The 15,230-nt window shown below is 66.9% G+C and carries 16 protein-coding genes; 15 read left to right on the top strand and 1 reads right to left on the bottom strand.

What is annotated here, in order from left to right:
• The first annotated feature begins 4 nt into the window (after positions 1-4).
• The 8 genes from G579_RS0109075 (at position 5) to rpoS (ending at position 6,500) form a co-directional block, all read left to right on the top strand.
• Entirely contained in the window at positions 5-388 is a 384-nt protein-coding gene (locus G579_RS0109075) for a type II secretion system protein (protein WP_028989933.1), read from the top strand.
• Positions 389-952 carry a type II secretion system pseudopilin PulG gene (locus G579_RS0109070; protein WP_051181294.1) on the top strand — a complete coding sequence of 188 codons (564 nt, stop codon included), beginning with the start codon at positions 389-391 and terminating at the stop codon, positions 950-952.
• Positions 953-1,205: 253 nt separating this feature from the next.
• Complete coding sequence (locus G579_RS0109065) at positions 1,206-2,261, top strand: Vgb family protein (protein WP_028989931.1); 1,056 nt, start codon at positions 1,206-1,208, stop codon at positions 2,259-2,261.
• Positions 2,262-2,395: 134 nt separating this feature from the next.
• Positions 2,396-3,004: an NAD(P)H-dependent oxidoreductase gene (locus tag G579_RS0109060; RefSeq protein ID WP_028989930.1), complete on the top strand. Its 609-nt coding sequence runs from the start codon at positions 2,396-2,398 to the stop codon at positions 3,002-3,004.
• Between the two features lie 132 nt (positions 3,005-3,136).
• On the top strand, positions 3,137-3,898 hold the full coding sequence (gene surE / locus G579_RS0109055; protein WP_028989929.1) for a 5'/3'-nucleotidase SurE: 762 nt from the start codon (positions 3,137-3,139) through the stop codon (positions 3,896-3,898).
• Positions 3,899-3,906: 8 nt separating this feature from the next.
• Complete coding sequence (locus tag G579_RS0109050; protein ID WP_028989928.1) at positions 3,907-4,539, top strand: protein-L-isoaspartate(D-aspartate) O-methyltransferase; 633 nt, start codon at positions 3,907-3,909, stop codon at positions 4,537-4,539.
• Between the two features lie 28 nt (positions 4,540-4,567).
• Positions 4,568-5,479, top strand: a complete 912-nt coding sequence (locus G579_RS16770) for a M23 family metallopeptidase (protein ID WP_038019182.1) — start codon at positions 4,568-4,570, stop codon at positions 5,477-5,479.
• 10 nt (positions 5,480-5,489) lie between these two features.
• On the top strand, positions 5,490-6,500 hold the full coding sequence (rpoS, locus tag G579_RS0109040) for an RNA polymerase sigma factor RpoS (RefSeq protein ID WP_028989927.1): 1,011 nt from the start codon (positions 5,490-5,492) through the stop codon (positions 6,498-6,500).
• A gap of 5 nt (positions 6,501-6,505) precedes the next feature.
• On the opposite strand, the gene G579_RS0109035 is transcribed toward rpoS, so the two are convergent.
• Positions 6,506-6,886 carry an Mth938-like domain-containing protein gene (locus G579_RS0109035; RefSeq protein ID WP_028989926.1) on the bottom strand — a complete coding sequence of 127 codons (381 nt, stop codon included), beginning with the start codon at positions 6,884-6,886 and terminating at the stop codon, positions 6,506-6,508.
• 155 nt (positions 6,887-7,041) lie between these two features.
• Here G579_RS0109035 and alaC point away from each other — a divergent pair, with 155 nt between their 5' ends.
• From alaC to prfB, 7 genes are all read left to right on the top strand, one after another.
• Positions 7,042-8,217 (top strand): alanine transaminase, encoded by a 1,176-nt coding sequence (gene alaC, locus G579_RS0109030; protein WP_028989925.1) that lies wholly within the window; start codon positions 7,042-7,044, stop codon positions 8,215-8,217.
• Positions 8,217-9,536 (top strand): homoserine dehydrogenase, encoded by a 1,320-nt coding sequence (locus G579_RS0109025; RefSeq protein WP_028989924.1) that lies wholly within the window; start codon positions 8,217-8,219, stop codon positions 9,534-9,536. The genes alaC and G579_RS0109025 overlap by 1 nt, the downstream gene beginning before the upstream one ends.
• Positions 9,537-9,567: 31 nt before the next feature.
• The gene (thrC, locus tag G579_RS0109020; RefSeq protein WP_028989923.1) at positions 9,568-10,713 is read left to right on the top strand and encodes a threonine synthase; all 1,146 of its coding nucleotides are present in this window, start codon (positions 9,568-9,570) and stop codon (positions 10,711-10,713) included.
• Positions 10,710-11,756 (top strand): hypothetical protein, encoded by a 1,047-nt coding sequence (locus G579_RS16765; protein WP_051181290.1) that lies wholly within the window; start codon positions 10,710-10,712, stop codon positions 11,754-11,756. The genes thrC and G579_RS16765 overlap by 4 nt, the downstream gene beginning before the upstream one ends.
• A 149-nt stretch (positions 11,757-11,905) precedes the next feature.
• On the top strand, positions 11,906-12,241 hold the full coding sequence (locus G579_RS0109010; RefSeq protein WP_211218702.1) for a c-type cytochrome: 336 nt from the start codon (positions 11,906-11,908) through the stop codon (positions 12,239-12,241).
• A gap of 148 nt (positions 12,242-12,389) precedes the next feature.
• Positions 12,390-14,069, top strand: a complete 1,680-nt coding sequence (gene recJ / locus G579_RS0109005) for a single-stranded-DNA-specific exonuclease RecJ (protein ID WP_051181288.1) — start codon at positions 12,390-12,392, stop codon at positions 14,067-14,069.
• Positions 14,070-14,126: 57 nt separating this feature from the next.
• Positions 14,127-15,225 (top strand): peptide chain release factor 2 gene (gene prfB, locus G579_RS0108995; RefSeq protein ID WP_155989791.1). Its coding sequence is split into 2 segments (ribosomal slippage): positions 14,127-14,201 and positions 14,203-15,225, totalling 1,098 coding nucleotides; the frame shifts between segments, so codons are not numbered across the junction.
• Positions 15,226-15,230: the final 5 nt, after the last annotated feature.

Raw genomic sequence — 15,230 nt, 5'->3', positions numbered from 1 at the left:
TCCCATGCACGAGAGCAAGCAGGCAAACGGTTTCACGCTCATCGAAATGCTCGTGGTGATGGCCATCATCGCCACGCTGCTGACGATCGTGGCGCCGCGCTACATGCACCAGACCGAGCGCGCCCAGGAGGCGGTGCTGCGCCAGGACCTCAGCCTCATGCGTGATGCCATCGACAAGTACTATGGCGATACCGGCAAGTATCCGGCAGACCTCGATGCGCTGGTGACCGGGAAATACCTGCGCAAACTGCCGGTCGACCCCTTCACCGGCAGCAGCGGCACCTGGGTTGCGGTGATGCCGGACGATCCGGAGCAAAGCGGCGTTTTCGATGTGAAGAGCGGGGCGTCGGGCAAGGCTTCGGACGGCACGCCCTACAGCGAGTGGTGAATGTCGAGCGTTCACAGGATCGCCCGGTTGCGGCCGGCAGCCTCTACAGCGGCGGACCCGGCCCGCGTGGCCGGCGGGCAGGGCGGTTTCACCTATCTGGGACTGCTGCTGGCGATGGTCCTGCTGGGAGCCGGTCTTTCCCTGACCGGCACGGTTTGGCACACCCAGCAGCAGCGGGAGAAAGAAAAGGAACTGCTGTTCATCGGCAACCAATTCCGGGAGGCCATCGGCCAGTACTACGAACGCTCTCCCGGCGGCGCCAAGGCCTATCCCCGGCGCTTGGAGGACCTGCTCAAAGACCCGCGCCAGATCACCACCCAGCGCTATCTGCGCCGGCTCTACCGCGATCCCTTGACGGGCCAGGCGGAATGGGGCCTGGTGAAGGAGCCGAGCGGGGGCATCATCGGAGTTTACAGCCTGTCGACGGACAAACCGCTAAAAACCGGCAACTTCCACGCGGCCGATCGGGGACTTGCCGGCAAGGACAAGTACTCGGAATGGTGGTTCGTGTACGCCCCGAAGCAACTGGCGGTGCCGCCATTCTTCCCGCCGCTCGGCGGCTGAATCCTTCGAGAGATTGGCTCCACCGCAGGTGACCCAAAATATTTAATTGATTCTTAGAGTAATTATCAGTTCGATTTCTGCGCGCTGAAGCCAGTGTGGCCAAGCGGAACCGGGGAGAGATCAATCAGCGTAGAGAAAGAAAAAGGGGGTGATAGAACCAAGAGACTGCTCAATCCGATGGACGTTGGCTGCCTCGAACGGTTTTCGGGGTAAGGCGTTCTGTTTAGTCAATAACTATAATCGTGGAGGTACTATGTCTTTCCAGAAAGAAACCGTAGCCGGCAAGGTTCGTTCGGGCAGCAAGCTGCTTCGCGATCTGGTCGTGGTCGCGTCGTTCGGTCTGTTTTCCGTGCAGGCTTCCGCCGCCGTCATCGAGGAGTTCCGCTCCCCGATCCCGGTGTCCATGCCACTGCACGTCGGGCTGACCAGTGAGCCCGCAGGCGGCCAGACGTGTGATCACAAGCTATGGGTCGGCCTGTTCACGGCCGGCAAGCTTGCCTACGTTTCGGACCCTGCCCAGCCTTGGGCCATCTACGACATGTCACCGGCCAGTGGGCCAATGAACATACGCGTGGATTCCAAGGACAACAGCGCTTGGGTTTCTGCTGTTGGGAACTACATCACCAACATGAAGACCTCTGGCGAGCACACCGAGACCTCCATTCCCTCCGCTGCCAGCATGCCCATGGGCGTCGGTGAAGACGCGCAAGGCAACATCTGGTTTGCGGAGATGTGGCGGGATCAGATCACCAAGAGGCTCCCCAATGGTCAGGTGGTGGAGTACAAAATCCCCGGGAAGGGCCGCGCCGGTCCCACCGGTCTGACGGTGGACAAGAACGGCGATGTCTGGTTTGCCGAGTCGGTCAGCGGCAAGGTGAGCGTATACCGGACAGCGACGGGCAAGTTCGAGCGCTACGAGCTGCCGGGCCTCGCCCGCCCGATGGGCATCAGCTACATGCCCATGCAGGCGGATCAGAACGTCGTCTGGTTCACGGAGACCCTGGGCAACCGCATCGGTTCCATCAGTCTGGATGGCAAGAAGATCACCCTCTACAAGATCCTGACCAAAGCCAGCTTGCCCATGATGGCCATGCAGGACATGTATGGCAATGTCTGGTTTACGGAAATGGAGGGTAATCAGATCGGTCAGCTGATCCCGAACCCCAGTGCGCCCGAAAGCTCGCAAATCATCGAGCACCGCATCCCCACGCCGGTCAGTATGCCGATGGGGCTGGCGATCGACGATGAGTGCAAGACCGTCTGGTTCACTGAGACCCGGGGCAATCAGCTGGGCAAACTCAAGTACTGAGCGTATTGGCGGCTTCTGCCGCGCGGGGGCCGGGGCAACCTGGCCCCTTTTTATTGCACCCGCGACCGCGGGCTTGCTTCCCGTGTCCCGGCTGCTATGCTTGCCTGATGCCACTGCCAACAGAGACACAGCCCGTGAAAGAAACCCTCCTGAGCGCGCTCCGCTTCCGCCATGCCTGCAAGCATTTCGACAAGACCAGGCAGATACCGGGGGAGGATCTGGAATTCATCCTGGAGGCGGGCCGGCTGTCCCCGTCCTCCATGGGCCTGGAGCACTGGAAATTCATCGTGGTCCGGACGCCGGCGCTGAAGACGCAGTTGCAAGGCGCCTGCGGCGACCAGCCGCAACTCGGCTCGTGCAGCGCCGCCGTCGTCATACTGGCCAAGAAAGCGGAGCTGGCGCCGGACAGCGAGTACGTCCGCGCCCTGCTCAAGCGCGAGGTGCCGCAGGCGGAATACGAGGGCCTGCTCCGGTTCTATGCGGACTTTGCGCAACGCGTCGACTTGGTCGCCTGGAGCGTCGCCCAGTGCCACATCGCCGCCGCCAACATGATGACGGCAGCCGCCGCCATCGGCATCGACTCCTGCCCCATCGGCGGCTTCGATCCGGCGGCGGTCCGGGAGGTGCTGGACATCGACGGCAGGCGTTACGAAGTGGCGCTCATCCTGCCGCTGGGCTATCGGGCGCAGCCCCAGCCGGCACGCCACCGGCTGCCGCTCGAAGCGCTGGTCGAATACCGCTGATGCTGCCGGCAGCGCGCTTTTGCCGCCGGGGAAAAGCGGGTAAGATGGCGGCAGCGGCCGCTTGTCGGCCCCGTTGAGCCAGAACCGGAAAACGGGTGCTCGGCGGCTTCCTTCAATTTCCGTAGATACCGCATGCGTCGCTTTCTGCTCAGCAATGATGATGGCTACCTGGCGCCCGGCCTGGCGGTGCTGGCCGAAGCACTGTCCAGCATGGGCGAGCTCGTGGTGGTGGCGCCCGACCGGGATCGCAGCGGTGCCAGCAACTCCCTGACCCTCGACCGGCCGCTGCGCTGCCGCCGCGGCGAGAACGGTTTTTTTTACGTGAACGGCACCCCGACGGACTGCGTGCACTTGGCCGTGACCGGGCTGATGCCCGAGGAGCCCGACATGGTGATCAGCGGCATCAACCGCGGCGCCAACCTGGGCGATGACGTCATCTATTCGGGCACGGTGGCGGCGGCCTCCGAGGGCCGCTTCCTGGGCTTGCCGGCCGTTGCGATTTCCCTGGTGGGGACTAACTATACCCATTATGCCACGGCCGGGCGGGTGGCCCTGGACTTGGTGTCGCGCATACTGAGCAACCCCTTGCCCGCGGATACCATCCTCAATGTGAACGTGCCCGACTTGCCCTACGCGGAACTGCGCGGCTTCGAAGTGACCCGCCTCGGGCGCCGGCACAAGAGCGAGCCGGTCATCCAGTCAAGCGATCCGCGCGGGGAGCCTGTCTACTGGATCGGCCCCGCCGGCCGCGAGGCGGACGCCGGGCTCGGCACGGATTTCGACGCGGTGCGGCGGGGCTACGTGTCCATCACGCCCCTGAACCTGGACATGACGCGCTACGTCTTTCTTGATACGCTAAGCCAATGGTTAAGCAGCACCCACCACGAGAACTAGGGGTAGGCATGACTTCCCGGCGCACGCGCGCGCGCCTGGTGGAGCGCCTGCGCGCCCAGGGCATCAAGAGCGAAATGGTGTTGCGGGCGATCTACGAGGTGCCGCGCCATCTCTTCGTGGAGGAGGCCCTGGCCAGCCGCGCCTACGAGGATTCGGCGCTGCCCATCGGCTACGGCCAGACCCTGTCCCAGCCCTGGACCGTGGCGCACATGACCGAAGTGCTCCTGGCCGGCGGCCCCTTGCAGCGGGTGCTGGAAATCGGCACCGGCTCCGGCTATCAGACGGCGGTGCTGGCGGCCCTGGTGCCCTACGTCTACAGCATCGAGCGGCTCGCCTTTTTCCATCAGCAGGCGCAGGCCCGCTTCCGCGAGATGGGCTTGACCCGCATCGTCCTGCGCCACGGTGATGGCGCCCAGGGCTGGCCGGAGAAGGCGCCCTTCGACGGCATACTGGTCACCGCCGCCGCCGGCTTTGCGCCGGAGGCCCTGATCGCCCAGCTGCAGCCGGGCGGTCGCCTGGTGATGCCGCTGGGCGAAGGGCGACAGCAGCGCCTGGTGGTGTTCCGGCGCGACGCGCAGGGCGTGCAGATGGAGACGCTGACCGAATGCTGCTTCGTGCCGCTGCTGTCCGGGGTGTGTTGAAGGGGTTGTGATGCACGGGCGGCTTTACATGCGAGGAAGCCTGCTTGGTGCCGCCTGCCTGCTGCTCGGCGCCTGCGCCGCCCATCCCCCGGCGCCGATCAGCAGCAAATCCTTCAATGCCGCCGTCCCGGTCGTTTCCCGTCCATCGCCGCCCCCTGCCACCTATCGGGTGCAGCCGGGCGACACCCTGAACGTCATCGCCCGCCGCTTCGGCTTGAGCCCGGCGCAAGTGGTCCAGTGGAACCGCCTGAGCTCGCCGGACACGCTGCTCGTGGGTCAGATCCTGCGCCTGCGCGCCCCCGATCCGGATACGCGCCTTGCCACTGCCGATGCCCGCCCGGCCGCGGACGCCGCCGACCCGGCGCCGGAGGTGTCCGTCACGCCCATTTCCCTGCCCGCCGCGCCCAAGGGCCAGGACCTTGCGCCGGCGGTGGCCGCCACGGCAAGCCCGCCGCCAGCGCCCAAAGCCGCGGCTCCCGCCGGCGAGACACCCAAGGCGGTGCCGAACACCAAACCCGCCGCCGCGGCGGCCCAGCCCACCCCGGCAGCGTCCGCGTGGAGCTGGCCCGCCGACGGGCCCATCCTGGCGCGCTTCGATCCGGGGCCGGGCATGCGCCACGGCATCGACATCGGCGGCAAGCTGGGCGACCCGGTGCGCGCAGCGGCGGCTGGGCGCGTTCTGTACAGCGGGAGTGGACTGCGCGGTTATGGTCGGCTTATCATCATTCGTCATGAGCATAATTACATCACCGCTTACGCCCACAACGCGCAGCTCCTGGTCAAGGAAGGCGCCTGGGTTAAAGCGGGACAAGTGATCGCGCGCATGGGGCAGTCGGGCAACGCGGGTCGGGTGCTCCTGCACTTCGAAGTCCGCAAGCAGGGCCGGCCGCAGGATCCCCTGGCCTTGTTGCCGCCTCGCCCCGTGTCCGCCCATCCATGAGGGGGGAAGCATGACCAACGAAGACCTGTCACCGGAGTTTCTCTTGCCCGATGAATTCCAGGCAGAGGGAGAGGATGGGCTGCTTCCGGAAGCAAATGCGGGTGAGGAGGTGCCGGACGACGCCGCGGCGGACAGCTTCCCGCCCGACGAGACTTCCACCGCCGAAATGCTGGCGTTGGCCTGCGGCACGGGCAAGCAGGATTCCACCCGCCGCTATCTGACCGAAATCGGCTATACGCCGCTCTTGAGCGCCGAGGAGGAGGTGGCCCTGGCCCGTCAGGTCCTGGCCAACGACGCCCAGGCCCGCGCACGCATGATCGAGAGCAATCTGCGCCTGGTGGTGAAGATCGCCCGGCGCTACATGAACCGCGGCCTGCCGCTGCTGGACCTCATCGAAGAGGGCAACCTGGGCCTCATCCGCGCCGTGGAGAAGTTCGATCCCGAGCGGGGCTTCCGTTTTTCCACCTACGCCACCTGGTGGATCCGGCAGACCATCGAGCGCGCGCTCATGAACCAGACCCGCACCGTGCGTCTGCCGGTGCACGTGGTCAAGGAGATCAACGTCTACCTGCGTGCGGCGCGCCAACTGAGCCAGCAGTTGGACCACGAGCCGCGCCCGGAGGACGTGGCGCAGGCATTGAACAAGCCGGTGGCGGACGTGCGCGCCATGCTGGGTCTGAACGAACGCACCAGCAGCGTGGACACGCCCATCGACTCCGACCCCGACCGCTCCCTCCTGGACATCCTGCCCGACGAGCAGAACCTCAATCCTTTCGAGGCGCTGGAGCAGAGCGATCTGCTCTGGCATCTGTCCGCCTGGCTGCGCGGACTGAACGACAAGCAGCGCATGGTGGTGGAGATGCGCTTCGGCCTGAACGGCGAGGAGGTGGCCACCCTCGAGGAGATCGGCCAGGCGCTGGGGGTGACCCGCGAGCGGGTCCGGCAGATCCAGGTGGAGGCTTTGGCGCGCCTGCGCCAGCTCATGGAGGCCGAGGGGCTCTCCGGGGAGATCCTGTTCTAGCGGCGTCAGTCCGTTTCGATCAGGAGCAGGGCTGCGATCACTTCACGGTCCTCGCCCATGAGGATGTTGTAGGTGCGACAGGCGGCGGCAGTGTCCATGACCTCCACGCCGATCTGCCGCTCCCGGAAGGCGGCGAGGGTCGCGGCCGGCGGGAAGCGGAGGCGCCTGCCGGTGCCCAGCAGCAGTACCTCGGGCCGGTGTTCCAGGATAACGGTGAAGTCCGCCGCCTGCAGGTCTTCGAAGCGGGCCGGCGCCCACGGGGAGACCAGCCATCCGGGCGCCACCACCAGGCTGCTGTGGTGGGCATGCTCGTTGATGGTGATGCTGCCGGGGGCGTAGGCCGTAATCAGGTTGGCATCGCTGTTGCGCTGCAGATGCATCTTCATCGCGGATCTCCTGCCGGGGCAAGGCCTTTGGGCTCGTGGGATTGCCATAGTTGACCACAGTTTTGCCCCCATGGGCAAAACCCATTGACAGCGCCTAGGCCGCACACTATTTTGCATCCCTTTGCTTGCTGAGATTAAGAAGGCAGCTGCCTACCATGGACGAGTTTCAACGCATACGCCGTCTTCCCCCCTATGTCTTCAACATCGTCAATGATCTGAAGGCGCAGGCGCGCAAGCGCGGGGAGGATATCATCGATTTCGGCATGGGCAACCCCGACCAGCCGACCCCCAAGCACATCGTCGACAAGATGTGCGAGGCGGCGCAGCGGGGCGACACGCACCGCTACAGCGTGTCGCGCGGCATTCCCCGGCTGCGCAAGGCGCTGAGCAACTGGTACAAGACCCGCTTCGACGTGGATCTGGACCCCGAGTCCGAGGCTATCGTCACCATCGGCTCCAAGGAAGGCCTGTCGCATCTGGCCCTGGCCACCATGGGGCCGGGCGACGCGGTGCTGGTCCCCAACCCGACCTATCCCATCCACCCTTACGGCTTCGTCATCGCCGGCGCCGATCTGCGCCACGTGCCCATGCTGCCCGGCATGGACTTCCTGGAGGAACTCGAAAAGGCGGTCAAGGCCGCCTGGCCGCGCCCAAAGATGCTGGTCATCAATTTCCCGCACAACCCGACGGCGGCGGTGACCGATCTCGACTTCTTCCGGCGCATCGTGGACTTCGCCAAGGAGAACAAGCTCTGGGTGGTGCACGACCTGGCCTATGCCGATATCGTCTTCGATGGCTACAAAGCGCCGAGTTTTCTGCAGGTGCCGGGTGCCAAGGACGTGGGCGTGGAATTCTTCACCCTGTCCAAGAGCTACAACATGCCCGGCTGGCGCATCGGCTTCGCCGCCGGCAACCCCAAGCTGATCGGCGCGCTGGCGCGCATCAAGAGCTACATGGACTACGGCATGTTCACGCCGGTGCAGGTGGCCGGCATCGTGGCTCTGGAAGGGCCGCAGGACTGCGTGGAGGAGATCCGCAGCATGTACGAGCATCGCCGCAACGTCCTGTGCGACGGCTTGAACGCGGCGGGCTGGGCGGTGGAGCGGCCCAAGGCTACCATGTTCGTGTGGGCGCGCATTCCCGAGCAGTACCGGGCCATGGGCTCACTGGAGTTCTCCAAGCTGGTGCTCGCCAAGGCCAAGGTGGCGGTCAGCCCGGGCATCGGCTTCGGCGAGTACGGCGACGAGTACGTGCGCTTTGGCCTGGTGGAGAACGAGCAGCGCACCCGCCAGGCCATCCGCGGGCTCAAGCAGATGCTGCGGGAGGGCTGATGGAACCGGTCCGGATCGGCATCATCGGCCTCGGCACCGTCGGCCGCGGCACCTTGGACGTGCTGCGCCGCAACGCCCTGGAAATCGAACGCCGCGTGGGTCGGCCGGTGCGCGTCGCCCAGGTCGCAGTGCGCAACCCGGCGCGCCTGGCCGGCGTGAGCCCGGTGGACTTCGCGGTGACCGGCGATCCCTTCGCCTTGGTCAACAGCCCCGAGCTCGACGTGGTGGTGGAGCTGATCGGCGGCATCGAGCCCGCCCGCGAGCTGGTGCTCACCGCCATCCGCAGTGGCAAGCACGTGGTCACCGCCAACAAGGCGCTGCTGGCCCTGCACGGCAACGAGATCTTCGAGGCCGCCCAGCAGCAGGGCGTGGTGGTGGCCTTCGAGGCGGCCGTGGCCGGCGGCATTCCCATCATCAAGGCCCTGCGCGAGGGCTTGGCCGGCAATCGCATCGAGTGGCTGTGCGGCATCATCAACGGCACCTGCAATTACATTCTCACCCAGATGCGCGAGCAGGGCTGGTCCTTCGCCGAGGCCCTGCGCGAGGCGCAGGCCCTGGGCTATGCCGAGGCGGACCCCACCTTCGACATCGAAGGCATCGACAGCGCCCACAAGCTGACCATCCTGGGCGCCATCGCCTTCGGCATTCCCCTGGACTTCGCCAGCGTGCCCGTGGAGGGCATCAACGGCCTGCACGGCATGGACGTGACCTATGCCGAGGAGCTGGGCTATCGCATCAAGCTGCTCGGCCTCGCCCGGCGCGTGGAGCAGGGCGTGGAACTGCGCGTGCACCCGACCCTGGTGCCCGCCCGTCACCTGCTGGCCAGCGTGGAGGGCGCTTTCAACGCCGTGCTGGTGAAGGGCGACGCCGTGGGCCAGACCCTCTACTACGGCCGCGGCGCCGGCGCCGAGCCGACCGCCAGCGCCGTGGTCGCCGACTTGGTGGATGTGGCCCGCACCCTCACTGCGGATCCCAGCAACCGGGTGCCGCACCTCGCCTTCCAGCCGGAGCAGTTGGCCGAGCTGCCCATCCTGCCCATGGCGGAAGTGCAGAGCGCCTATTACCTGCGCCTGCAGGCCCTGGACGAGCCTGGCGTATTGGCGCAGGTCACCCGCATCCTGGCGGACGAGGGCATCTCCATCGAGGCGCTGATCCAGAAGGAGGCGCCCGCCGGCGCTGTCGACGTGCCCGTGGTGCTGCTCACCCACGCCACCCGGGAGGGCCGTTTGAACCGCGCCATCGCCGCCATCGAAAACCTGCCGGTGATCACTCAGCCGGTGGTGCGCCTGCGTCTGGAAAACCTGGACGGCCTGCGCTAAGCCCTTTACCGAGAAGCTTCAGGAAGACAGCATGGAAAACCCCATCCGCACCCGCTACACCGGCCTGATCGACCGCTACCGCTCCTGGCTGCCCATCCATCCCGATACCCCGGCGGTGAGCCTGGGCGAGGGCAACACGCCGCTGATCCAGGCGGTCAACCTGCCGCGCCACCTGGGCCACGACGTGGAGCTCTACTTCAAGTTCGAAGGCTTGAACCCCACCGGCTCCTTCAAGGATCGCGGCATGACCATGGCCATCACCAAGGCGGCGGAGGAGGGCGCCAAGGCGGTGATCTGCGCCTCCACCGGCAACACCTCGGCGGCGGCGGCGGCCTATGCGGCGCGCGCCGGCATGAAGGCCTTCGTGCTGATCCCCGAGGGCAAGATCGCGCTCGGCAAGCTGTCCCAGGCCATGATGCACGGCGCCGTGGTGCTGCAGATCCGCGGCAACTTCGACGAGGGCATGCAGTTGGTGCAGGAAGTGGCGCAGACCGCGCCCGTGACCATCGTCAACTCGGTCAATCCCTACCGTCTGCAGGGGCAGAAGACCGCCGCCTTCGAGATCGTCGAGGAGCTCGGCGAGGCGCCCGACTACCACGCCCTGCCGGTGGGCAATGCCGGCAACATCACCGCCCACTGGATGGGCTACTGCGAGTACTCGGATGCCCGCCAGCACAAGGCCGACGCCCTGACCGGCGCCTGCGTGTTCTGCAAGGGCACCTGTCCCTACGGCCATGCCGTCACCGGCAAGCGACCGAAGATGCTGGGATTTCAGGCCGCCGGCAGCGCGCCCTTCATCCAGGGCGGCTTCGTCGACCAGCCCGAGACCGTCGCCACCGCCATCCGCATCGGCCATCCCATGTCCTGGGAGGCGGCCCACGTGGTGGAGAAGGAGTCGGGCGGCTGGTTCGACGCGGTCACCGACACGGAGATCCTGGAAGCGCAGAAGTTGCTGGCCCAGTTCGAAGGCGTGTTCTGCGAGCCGGCCTCCGCCGCTTCCGTCGCCGGGGTCATCAAGCAACTGCGTGCCGGGCGCATCGAGCGCGGCGCCCGCATCGTCTGCACGCTGACCGGCCACGGGCTGAAGGACCCGGACACCGCCATCGCCCAGAGCACTCAGCCGATCACCGTGGACGCCAGCCTGGCGGCGGTGGAGGCGGTCATCCTGGGCCGGTGAGCCGCCGCGTGGTGCTGTGGGCGCCGTCCCTGGCGCCCAGCCAGAATCCGCCTCCCGCACCGTTGCTCAACCGCTTGGCCGGGCGCAGCGAGCCCTGCTCCCTGATCGGCGGCGCCGATGACGCGCTGGCCAGCGCGTTCGCCGCCTTCGGCCTGGCCTGCCCCGTGGCCGCGGACTGTCCCGCGGCGGCCGTCAGCGCCTGGGCGGATGGCCTGGCTCCGCAGGCGGGCCAATTCTGGCTGCGCATGGATCCCGTGCATCTTCTCCCCAGCCGCGCCCAGCTGCTGCTCATGGATCTCGGGCATTACCCGCTCGATGCCGGGCAGGCGCAGCGCTTGATCGATGACCTGAACCGCCACTTTGCCGCCCTGGGTTGGCGCTGCTTCGCCCCGCATCCCGAGCGCTGGTACGTGCTGCTGCCCGCAGCGCCTGCCCTGCGCACCACGCCGCTGGCCGCGGCGGTGGGCCGCAGCGTGGACGCGGTCCTGCCGCGGGGAGCCGACGCCCGCGACTGGCACGGCCTGCTCAACGAAGTGCAGATGCTCCTGCATGGCCATCCGGTCAACGAGGCGCGGGAAGAGGCCGGTCTGCCGGCCGTGAACAGCGTCTGGTTCTGGGGCGGGGGCAGCCTGCCCGCAACGCCGGCGCCCCTGTGGCGCTCGGTCTGGACCGCCGATCCGTTGCTGCAGGCCTTGGCCCGCTTCAGCGGTGCCGAGGCCTGGGATTGCCCTGCGGACCTGGCGGTTTGGGCGAGCGGGTTGGCCGATGGGGCCCACCTGCTGGTTTGCGCGGAAACGCTGGCGGACGGGGATCTGCTGCGCTTCGAGGCGGAGTATCTGACTCCCTTGGCCGGCGCTCTGAAGCAGGGGACCATCGAGCAGCTGAGCATCGTCGGCGGCTCCGCCGCGGATGACGCCACGGCGCCCGCTCTGACGTTGGGCCGCCGGGATCTGGGCCGCTGGTGGCGCCGGGCGCGGCCTTTCCTGGCCACGCCGCGCCTGGGCGTGTCCACCACCTGGTCGGCCCTGGCCCGCGGCGGCTGATGCCGCTTGTCAAGGCTTGTCAACGTGAAGGCGGATCGCGCGTTTTCATGGATAAGCCATATTTGCAAATGGCGAGCGCTTGATTATTATAGCGCGAGGTCGTGGCCTGCCTTTACCAGGTCTTTCAAAAACTAATCTTCGGAGGAGTCATGAAACTGAAGTTCGCTGTTGCCGCAGCCGTTGCTGCTCTTTCGCTGTCCAGCCTGGCCCATGCTGCCGGTGATCCCAAGGCCGAAGCGCTGATGAAGCAGTCCGGCTGTTTCGCTTGCCACGCCGTCGACAAGAAGGTGGTGGGCCCCTCCTACAAGGATGTCGCCAAGCGCTACAAGAGCGACAAGGCTGCTGCCGGCAAGCTGGCTGACAAGATCATCAAGGGCGGCGCCGGCAACTGGAATGCCGTGACCGGCGGCGTGCCCATGACTCCCCATCCCCAGCTGAGCAAGGCCGACGCGACCGCGATGGCCAAGTGGGTGTTGGCGCAGTAAAATTTTGCCGCACTTTGCAGCACAACAAATGCCGGCCTAGCCGGCATTTGTTTTCTTGGAGGCAGCCAGATGGCTCGCACCGTGGCATAATCCTTCCATGCCGCTTTTCATTCAGCGCCCTTTTTCACCGGATCACGTGGCCCGATTGATGGCCGACGGCGTCCCGCCGTTGTTGGCCCGCCTCTATGCGGCGCGCGGGGTGGCGCATGCAGCCCAGCTGCGGCTGGGCCTGGAGGCGCTGGCGCCGCCGGCTCACCCGCAGCGGGGGCTGAGGGGCTTGGCGCAAGCCGCTGCCATCCTCGGCGAAGCGGTGCGGACCGGCCGGCGCATCCTGATCGTCGGCGATTTCGACTGCGACGGGGCGACCAGCACCGCCCTGTGCATGGACGCCCTGCGGGCCATGGGCGCGGCGGAGCCGTGCTTCATCGTCCCCAACCGTTTCGAGTACGGCTACGGCCTGACCCCGGAAATCGTGGCGTTGGCGCGCGACTACGCGCCCGACGTGCTGATGACCGTCGACAACGGCATCAGCAGCATCAGCGGCGTGGCGGCGGCGAAGGCGGCGGGCATGCAGGTGGTGGTCACCGATCACCATCTGCCGGGCGCCGAGCTGCCGGCGGCGGACGCCATCGTCAACCCGAATCAGCCCGGCTGCCCCTTCCCCTGGAAGAACAGCGCCGGCGTTGGCGTCGCCTTCTACGTGATGACGGCCGTGCGCGCCTATCTGCGCGAGCGCGGGCATTTCGGCCCGGCGCGCCCGGAGCCGAAGCTGACGGATTTGCTGGATCTGCTGGCGGTCGGCACGGTGGCGGACGTGGTGACTCTGGACGACAACAACCGCATCTTGGTGGCGCAGGGATTGCGGCGCATGAATGCCGGCCAGGCGCGGCCCGGCCTGCGGGCCCTGCTGGAGGTGGCCGGCCGCGCGCCGGGCAGCCTGAACGCGGCGGATCTGGGCTTCGCCGTCGGGCCGCGGCTCAATGCCGCCGGTCGTCTGGCCGACATGTCCATCGGCATCCGCTGCCTCTTGAGCCGGGATCTGGAGGAAGCGCGAGCCATGGCGCGCCAGCTGGACGAGCTCAACCGCGAGCGGCGGGCCATCGAGGACGTGATGCGCGCCGAGGCGCAGATGGCGCTGGTCAAGGACGAAGCCCTGGCCGAGCGCTGGGGGGTCTGCCTCTACGATGAGCAGTGGCATCAGGGAGTGATCGGCATCCTGGCCGGACGCCTCAAGGATCAACTGCACCGGCCTGTCATCGCCTTCGCCAGGACCGGCGAGGATGAGGTGAAGGGTTCGGCGCGCTCCATCCGCGGCCTGCACCTGCGCGACGCCCTGGATGCGGTGGCCAGCCGGCATCCGGGCCTGCTGAGCAAGTTCGGCGGCCATGCCATGGCCGCCGGCCTGACCCTGCGCCTGCGCGACCTGCCGGCCTTCGCCGAGGCCTTCGACGCCGAGGTCCGGCGGGTATTGCGTCCGGAGGATTTGCAGGGCGTGCTGGAAACCGACGGCGAGCTCGCGCCGGCGGAGATCAGCCTGGAAACGGCTACCCTGTTGGCCGGCGCCGGTCCCTGGGGACAGGGCTTTCCCGAGCCGCTCTTCGAAGGGATCTTCGAGGTGCTGGACACCAAGGTGCTGAAAGAGAAGCATCTGAAGCTCTGGTTGCGCGGGCCGGGACCGGAACCGCTGGAGGGCATCCACTTCGGCGGCGTGCCGCACCTGGGGGTGCCGCGGGTGAGCTACGTGCGCCTGGCTTACGTGCCGCAGATCAACGAATATCGCGGCGAGCGCCGGGTGCAGTTGCGGGTGAGCCATTGGGAGGCAGCCTAGCGGCCGTGCTGGATTTCATTCTGGATTTCATTTCTGAAAGTGCGTGAGGACGAAACCATGGAACAGATCAACGAATTGCGCGATAAATTGCAGGATCTGCAGCAACGCCTGGCCGATCTCAGGGGGTATCTTTGACCTCGAACACAAGGAAGAAAGGCTGACGGAAGTCATCCGCGAGCTGGAGGCGCCGGATCTCTGGAATGATCCGGAGCGGGCGCAGAACCTGGGCCAGGAGCGGGCGCGCCTGGAAGCGGCCATCGTGCCGGCCCGCCAGCTGGTGCAGGGGGTGGCGGAGGCCGGCGAGCTCTTGGGCTTGGCCGAGGAAGAGGGCGACGCGGCGACCATCGAGGCGCTGGCCGCCGATGTGGGTACCTACGAGCAGCAACTGGGCCGGCTGGAGTTCCTGCGCATGTTCAGCGGCGAGCTGGATGCCGCCAACTGCTTCGTGGACATCCAGTCCGGCGCCGGCGGCACCGAGGCCCAGGACTGGGCCGAGATGCTCCTGCGCATGTATCTGCGCTGGTGCGAGTCCAAGGGCTTCAAGACCGAACTCATCGAGGCGACGGAAGGCGAAGTCGCCGGCATCAAGTCGGCCACCTTTCGGGTCATCGGCGACTACGCCTACGGCTGGCTGCGCACGGAGACGGGCGTGCACCGCCTGGTGCGCAAGTCGCCCTTCGATTCCGGCAACCGCCGCCACACCAGCTTCTGCAGCGTCTTCGTCTACCCCGAGGTGGACGAGTCCTTCGAGATCGACATCAACCCCGCCGACCTGCGCGTCGACACCTACCGCGCCAGCGGCGCCGGCGGCCAGCACGTGAACAAGACCGACTCGGCGGTGCGCATCACCCACCTGCCCACCGGCATCGTGGTGGCCTGCCAGACGGATCGCTCCCAGCACAAGAATCGCGCCGAGGCCATGCGCATGTTAAAGTCGCGGCTTTACGAGCTGGAGCTGGCCAAGCGGCGGGCGGAGCAGGAAGCGCTGGAGGAGAGCAAGAGCGACATCGGTTGGGGCCACCAGATCCGCTCCTACGTGCTGGACCAGTCCCGCATCAAGGACCTGCGCACCGGCGTGGAGGTGGGCGATACCCAGCGGGTGCTGGACGGCGCGCTGGATCCCTTCGTCGAGGCCGCCCTCAAGCAGGGTCTGTGAGGCCG

It is taken from the genome of Thermithiobacillus tepidarius DSM 3134 (genome assembly GCF_000423825.1).
Classification (GTDB): domain Bacteria; phylum Pseudomonadota; class Gammaproteobacteria; order Acidithiobacillales; family Thermithiobacillaceae; genus Thermithiobacillus; species Thermithiobacillus tepidarius.
The sequence above is the reverse complement of the archived record's forward strand: the minus strand, read 5'-3'. Positions and strand labels throughout refer to the sequence as shown.